Consider the following 6,415-nt stretch of genomic DNA (forward strand, 5'->3'; position numbering starts at 1 on the left):
AAAGACAAGAAACCAGAGTCCACTATTACAACCAAATATCGAGAAATCCTTCGCCAGAAAAGCTTAGGATTCAGTAAACGGAACATCGCACATAGCTGCGGAGTATCCCGTAACACAGTTGCCAAGGTCGTCAAACGGACGGCGGAAATGAATTTTTCCTGACCACTGAATCATGGCATGATCAACAGCTCACTTGGGGAAATGCCTTTCCCCAAGGTAAAATCAGCAGCCAATAGAAGGCTGCCTGATGAAATGTAAGGAGAGCCGTCATCATCGTATGAACCGCTTCATTCTCCGTGATTCAATGCATGAACTCTTTCAACCTCTTTTTCCCACACCTTATTCCATAGAATGTTCTTCCAATTCTGCAAGCTTCCGGAACTCTTCCACCGTCATTTTCGCCTCTTCTGCCGCTTCTTCCAACGTCAGACGGTTCTTCCGGTAGAGACGAATCAGTGTAGACTGCTCTCCCTGTGTCATGCCACGCTCAATCCCCTGTGTGATTCCACGCTTCACGCCCCGCTGAAAGCCTCTTTTCTCGGCTCCCTCCATGTTGGACCTATAGTCAAGGATCGCTTTCTCCCTGGCCTCATACTGTAAACGCTTCTTCTCATCCAGGCTCATCTTCACTAAATCTTCGTATGCTCCTTCCAGATATTCATTTCCCTTTGCCACTTCTTTCAGCTCCTCTTTATTCTGCCCTCGAAAGAAACGCATCCACTCCATCACATCTTCCGGTCCGCTGGCCTTTTTCTGAAGTTTCGGAAGCTCCAGGATCTGAATCTCCAGCTTATCTGTATACTTCTTCCCTGCCATTTCATCCCAGAAATGGACCGTCCGGTAACAAAAATCATCATCTGGAAATCGTTCAAAATTCAGGACGCTGACCTGAATACACTTCTTCAGGATGCGATAGCTTTCCCCTGCTTTGATCTGTCCTGCATACATTTTGCTCAGGTAAAATAGCAGGCGTTCGTCCCAGTATTCCACATAAAACACCTGCATTTCGATATCTATCTGCACTCCATCAGCCAGGCATACATGCACATCCAGAATTCCCTGCTTTTCCTCTTCTGCTTCTTTGGGAAGCTCATTTTCCAACAGGATCGTTTCATCAATTTCTTCCGGCTTAACCTGCAAAAGCACTGCAATAAATCCCTTTCTCGTCTTAGGATTTCTCATCAGCTCTTTGAAACACCAGTCCACGGAAGGCTTCATGATAAAATCTTCGTTTCGGGCAGTTTGTCTTTTCTTATTTTGTGTCTTTCTTTTTCTTTTGATTTTTCTCATAATTCGATCCTTTCCCGGCTTCTCATCCGCTGGAAAAGGATGTTTCTGTCTGCTGTAAGTGTAGCACATTTTCTCCATTAGAAAAAGTAGTTTGCCTGAGAAAGGAATATAGAAATGTAAGAAGCCAGCCGATTGCCGGCCAATGTGTCTGCCGTATATAAATGTAGTAGTGTTTGAAAATTTCGGCGAATGCCGTTGAAACTGGAAAAGCGAATGCTTTTCAGATATGGACAAGGTAGCATACAAGCATGGAAAAGGCAAGAAAAATATGCTTTTTTCTTATATTTTCTGATTTTATCTCTTTTATAACTCAGCCCTTTTAAGTCTTTTCTGCTCGATTATCTAAAAATATCATTATATCAAAATAATTTGAGGTGCCTCTCGACACCTCGTTTTGATTCATACTGTTTATTTTTCTTAGTCTCTAATATTTTTATTTCTTCTAGGCATTTTAAACTCTGTTAATTTGTAATTCTGAATCCAGCCTAAATATGCTTCTCCGTCTTCGTCTTCCCAGACAATCTGTCTCCATTTTTTACATTTATCTATAATCCTGACTATTTGCCCTTCTTCAAGTTTTCCAATCACCAAGGAATGACAATCATGTTTTAAACGCACAACGCTATCTCTATTCACGATTCTGTAGCTTATCGCATTCAATTCTTGGGCATTATATCCCATTCCAACTATATAATAATTATTAACCTGCTGCGTACAATTATAATTGTTTACTGTCGTTGCTGGAGAATTTGATGTAAGCGTGACAATAAGCATGATAATATTGATGATTGTATTCAGCCATTCTCTCACTTCTTTGGCGTCGATTGTATGTTTTTCTATGATTTGACTGTTATGCTTCTCTTTCTTGGCAAATATATCTGTTGATTTTTCCTTGTCATATTCCGATGCAATGGCTTCTGATACAGTTTCAAGGTCCCATTCCTCTGATTCTCGCAAAACTCGATCTGCTACTTCTCCAAGTAACTCCATATTTATATTCTGAAGCGATTCTTGTGACAAATTCGTAATAGTAGTCTGACTCTTTGTGATTTTAGAAATAAGAGATGAACTCCCAATATCCTGAAGAATCGATGACAGACCAGAAACACTTGCAGAAATCTCATCCATTTTTGAAAAATTTATTGATGCTTTTAAAGGATCCACTATTCCATAAACTGTTCTAATTGCCTTGCTTATACTGTATGCATCTACATCCGCCACATTGATGTTTCCTATTAAACTCTTATATTCTGCAAAATCATAGTTCTTCATCCCATTAGTCCGAATTTCTAATGCTTCTCCAATTCCGCTAAGAGCTCCTATGTGTAATGGTTTGAGCATTTCATCGTATTTATTAAACACCTTCTGTGTTTCGGTTATGGTAGGATTAGACACAAGATTTGAAATTTCTTTTATCGTCGACAACTCATGATCTTTTATAAATTGCGATAATGATACACCTGCTCCCAAAATGTCTTCCTGCATTTTTATATTTTTGTACAAAAAATCCATTTGATCTTCTTCACTCATTATTTTCCTCACCACAATATCTTTCCTTTTACCAATTGATAATGTTCTTTAATATCATCTACAACTTTATCTCATCCGCATATATTACTTCACATATCCTAGACTATTTTCTTTTTTCCTGATCAATTTTTCACATTTTGCAATTTTAGCATGGACTAATATTAATAACATACCTATACAAACAGCAACTACTATATTGAGAATGATACCCTTCCGTTGTTCTGCAAGCTGTTGAACGATAAAAAGGGCATTCGGAATATATAATGCATTTAAGAGCTTTTCCAACCCTTCTCCCATAGATTTTATAGAATATAATTTTTCTATTGACTGCTTTCTTAATCTTGTATTATCATCTATCCATTTCTTCTTTATTTTGACAGACAGACACAAAACTGTAATTACAATTACTCCCCAAACCAATCCATCAACAACATATTCTAGTTTTATAATATTCACTCCCTTTTCATGTTTTAGGAAAGGCTTCAAAAAACTAACTCTACCGCTATGTCGCCCTCCTTAACATTTCTTCAATAATTATAATGATTAGTCTAACATACATTTTCAAAGTCAACAACGCAAAACCGAAATATTACTATATCTTTGGACAAATGAATTTATAAATTTCTTTTTTATTATTTTAAGTCTAAAAAATCCACAGATTCATTGTCACAATTTTTTCTCCACTCTTCCAACCACTCAACCAACATTCTACCCCTTTGTAAATATTTTGTAATTCTAGCAAAATAAGGATTTTCTGGATTGGCGAAATTTATCACCATATCTTTTCGAGTTCTTAAAATACTTGATATAGAGTCTATTTCTCCTGGTTTCCCATATGATGGATATCCAAATATTTCTATCGAATTCAGGCGTTCCAGTGCCTCACCAGATATTTTCTTTTCTCCAATTCTTTCTAGGCTGAATCCTTTTTCTTTGATATAATCTGTGAATGCTCTATATTCTTCTTCTGATTTGTAAACAGGAATAACTCGCAAAAGCATATCTTGTGCTTCTGAAGAAAAATTTTCACCCATCTTGTTAAACACAAACTTGAAAAATAAAAATTTCATCGTATTCTTTATATAATACGCATCGTTCCAATAGGCCGGGGGAATAATCTTCGTTCTGCCTTCATCAATACATTCTACCGAACTAGAAAACAAAGGAATATTTTTATAATACAAGACCACCTCTAAATCATTAGAAAAATCTGTATGATAACTTACATTGCAAAATGCAAAAATATAGAAATAACATTCTGCTACATTTTTGTCATTGACATCCTTAGGCGGCACATAGTCATCATTTGACAGTTCTTCTTTGCCATAGATAATATATATTGTATAGTCCGGATCCGGTTTATAGTAAAAGAAGGAATAACTTTCTGTCCCTTCTCTACTCTTTTCTTGGTCTACAAACTCCCAGTTGTCTATATCTTCCAGATAGTACATAGCTCTTTGAGAAGGACTATATAACAAGCCGAATCTCCGTTTCCACAATAGTTCTGTATCGTACAAATCTGCCGTTTCATTTTTTGGTGTATTTGTATCCCCTTTTCTCGTATAAATTGCTCCTGCTGATAGTTTTCCTTTCGGACTTGGATAGCTTGCGGTCAAGTAAAAGGGCGTGTTGTTACTTTGTTTGATTATAATAACATCAATTTGACACTCTGAAATCTCTATCGTTTTCACATACACTTCAGGGATATAACCGCCGGCCCATCTTGGCTTCTGATGAAGTAAGTTTATAATATTTTGCTGGTTTTTCCGGTTCTGTTCTTTTACACCGACTATTTGATAACTTTGATCCTCAACTCCAATAATAATATAGCAGTCCCTGTTTGCCATACTATTTGCCATACAGATAATATCATGAAGCAAATCTATATTATCAGAATACCATTCTCTTTTAAAATCCCAATACTCTCCTTCTGCCTGTGTTTCAATAAGTGTTTTGATTTCCTTTTCCAGGATCTGATCTGCCTGCTTTCCATCCATTTTATTTATCAGCTCCTTTTTCTTCATTTTGTAATAATACATTTCCCCATGATTCTCTGAGATCATCAGTTCTATTGTAGTCCTAAAGAAATTTTACCATAGCTTCATTAAATACTCCACAAAATATCATCCATGCCGCTAATCAAATTTACCTGTCAAGTTCATTTTATCTCTTGACCATTCATTAAAACAAGTACTATAATCAATTTACCTGCCAGGTAAATTAATTTTAAACAGCTTTTTGAAAAACTGACAATTTCATTGAAAATCACATACAGGACTAAAAAACTTGAAAAGATCTGCACAGATGCTTCGCAGGCGGAAAAAAGCACGGGAAGCAAATTGCAAACATTATCGAAATCGTAGATTATCACTAAACTAACTATGCGCAGCACTCAAAGGGGGAAACTATCATGGTAAAGAGTCGTACTTACATTGCCACGCCACCGGGGGCAACCATTAAGGAACAATTAGAAGATCGAGATATGAGCCAGAAAGAGTTTGCAATTCGTATGGATTTATCTGAAAAACATGTAAGCAAATTGATTCACGGAGAGGTTGCTTTGACACCTGATGTCGCGGAGCGTCTGGAACTGGTTTTAGGAGTTCCAGCAAAGTTCTGGAACAACCTGGAGATCATCTATCGCGAGAAGATACTGAAAGCAAATGCGGAAAATCATATGGAACAGGATATTGAGATTGTCCGAAAGCTTCCCTACCGGGAAATGGCTAAAAACGGGTGGATTCCAGATACTCGTAAATCAACCGAAAAGGTAATCTATCTCAGGAAGTTTTTTGAAGTGGTTCAGCTTACCCTTATTGAAGATGAAAAGCTCAACAAAATCGCATGCAGAAGGCTGTCTTCTACTTCCAAAAGTGACTACGCTCTTTTAGCCTGGGCTCAGCAGGCAAAGCGTGAAGCAAGATCCCGCGAAACTGCTCCGATCAATCTGAAATACTTAAAAGATTCTCTCTCAACTATACGAGCTATGACTACTCTTGCACCTGAAGTTTTTGCTCCGAATCTGATACAACTTTTATCCAACTGTGGAATTGCCCTGATCTTTCTTCCACATATTGGCGGCTCCTTTCTTCATGGTGCTACACTTCAGGACGGAAATAAAATCGTGATGGGTCTAACCGTCCGTGGAAAATTTGCTGACAAATTCTGGTTCAGCCTATTTCATGAAATCGGACATATTTTAAATGGTCATCTTAATCAGCCGCATGGAACTTCAAAAGAAGATGAGGATGCAGCGGATCAGTTTGCCAAAGATATCCTGATCCCAGAACAGAAATTTCAAATGATAGTTTCAAAAGGTGATTTTTCAAGAAATGCATGAGTATTCCGTGACTTCGGAGCCACGCAATTCGTTGCAGAGAGCCGCCCATTCCGAATGATAGAGCCACCCATATGAAAAGGTGAATCCGCTGTTGAGAGCCACCTCTTAAAGCAATACAATGATCCCAATGTATATTACGCGTGAATAGATCATTGTTCACGGATAAATAGATCACTTGTCACGGAGATTTAGGTCACCGATCTCGTCTCCGAGATCAGTGATCTAAATCTTCGTGTTTGCTTTATTGTGTCCAAA

The 6,415-nt window shown here is 37.7% G+C and carries 5 protein-coding genes; 1 reads left to right on the top strand and 4 read right to left on the bottom strand.

What is annotated here, in order from left to right; translation table 11 throughout:
• Positions 1–339: 339 nt before the first annotated feature.
• The 4 genes from B5E64_RS17570 to B5E64_RS17585 form a co-directional block, all read right to left on the bottom strand.
• The gene (locus B5E64_RS17570; protein ID WP_162610227.1) at positions 340–1,290 is read right to left on the bottom strand and encodes an Rpn family recombination-promoting nuclease/putative transposase; all 951 of its coding nucleotides are present in this window, start codon (positions 1,288–1,290) and stop codon (positions 340–342) included.
• 417 nt (positions 1,291–1,707) lie between these two features.
• Positions 1,708–2,820, bottom strand: a complete 1,113-nt coding sequence (locus tag B5E64_RS18570) for a hypothetical protein (RefSeq protein WP_242960301.1) — start codon at positions 2,818–2,820, stop codon at positions 1,708–1,710.
• 84 nt (positions 2,821–2,904) lie between these two features.
• Positions 2,905–3,276: a hypothetical protein gene (locus B5E64_RS17580; protein WP_140398898.1), complete on the bottom strand. Its 372-nt coding sequence runs from the start codon at positions 3,274–3,276 to the stop codon at positions 2,905–2,907.
• 176 nt (positions 3,277–3,452) lie between these two features.
• Complete coding sequence (locus tag B5E64_RS17585) at positions 3,453–4,844, bottom strand: ATP-binding protein (protein WP_162610228.1); 1,392 nt, start codon at positions 4,842–4,844, stop codon at positions 3,453–3,455.
• A gap of 386 nt (positions 4,845–5,230) precedes the next feature.
• Between B5E64_RS17585 and B5E64_RS17590 the strand changes: the two genes are divergently transcribed.
• Positions 5,231–6,160 carry a helix-turn-helix domain-containing protein gene (locus tag B5E64_RS17590; protein WP_087169722.1) on the top strand — a complete coding sequence of 310 codons (930 nt, stop codon included), beginning with the start codon at positions 5,231–5,233 and terminating at the stop codon, positions 6,158–6,160.
• The last annotated feature ends 255 nt before the right edge of the window (positions 6,161–6,415 follow it).

Source organism: Drancourtella sp. An12 (genome assembly GCF_002160935.1).
GTDB lineage: Bacteria > Bacillota > Clostridia > Lachnospirales > Lachnospiraceae > Sellimonas > Sellimonas catena.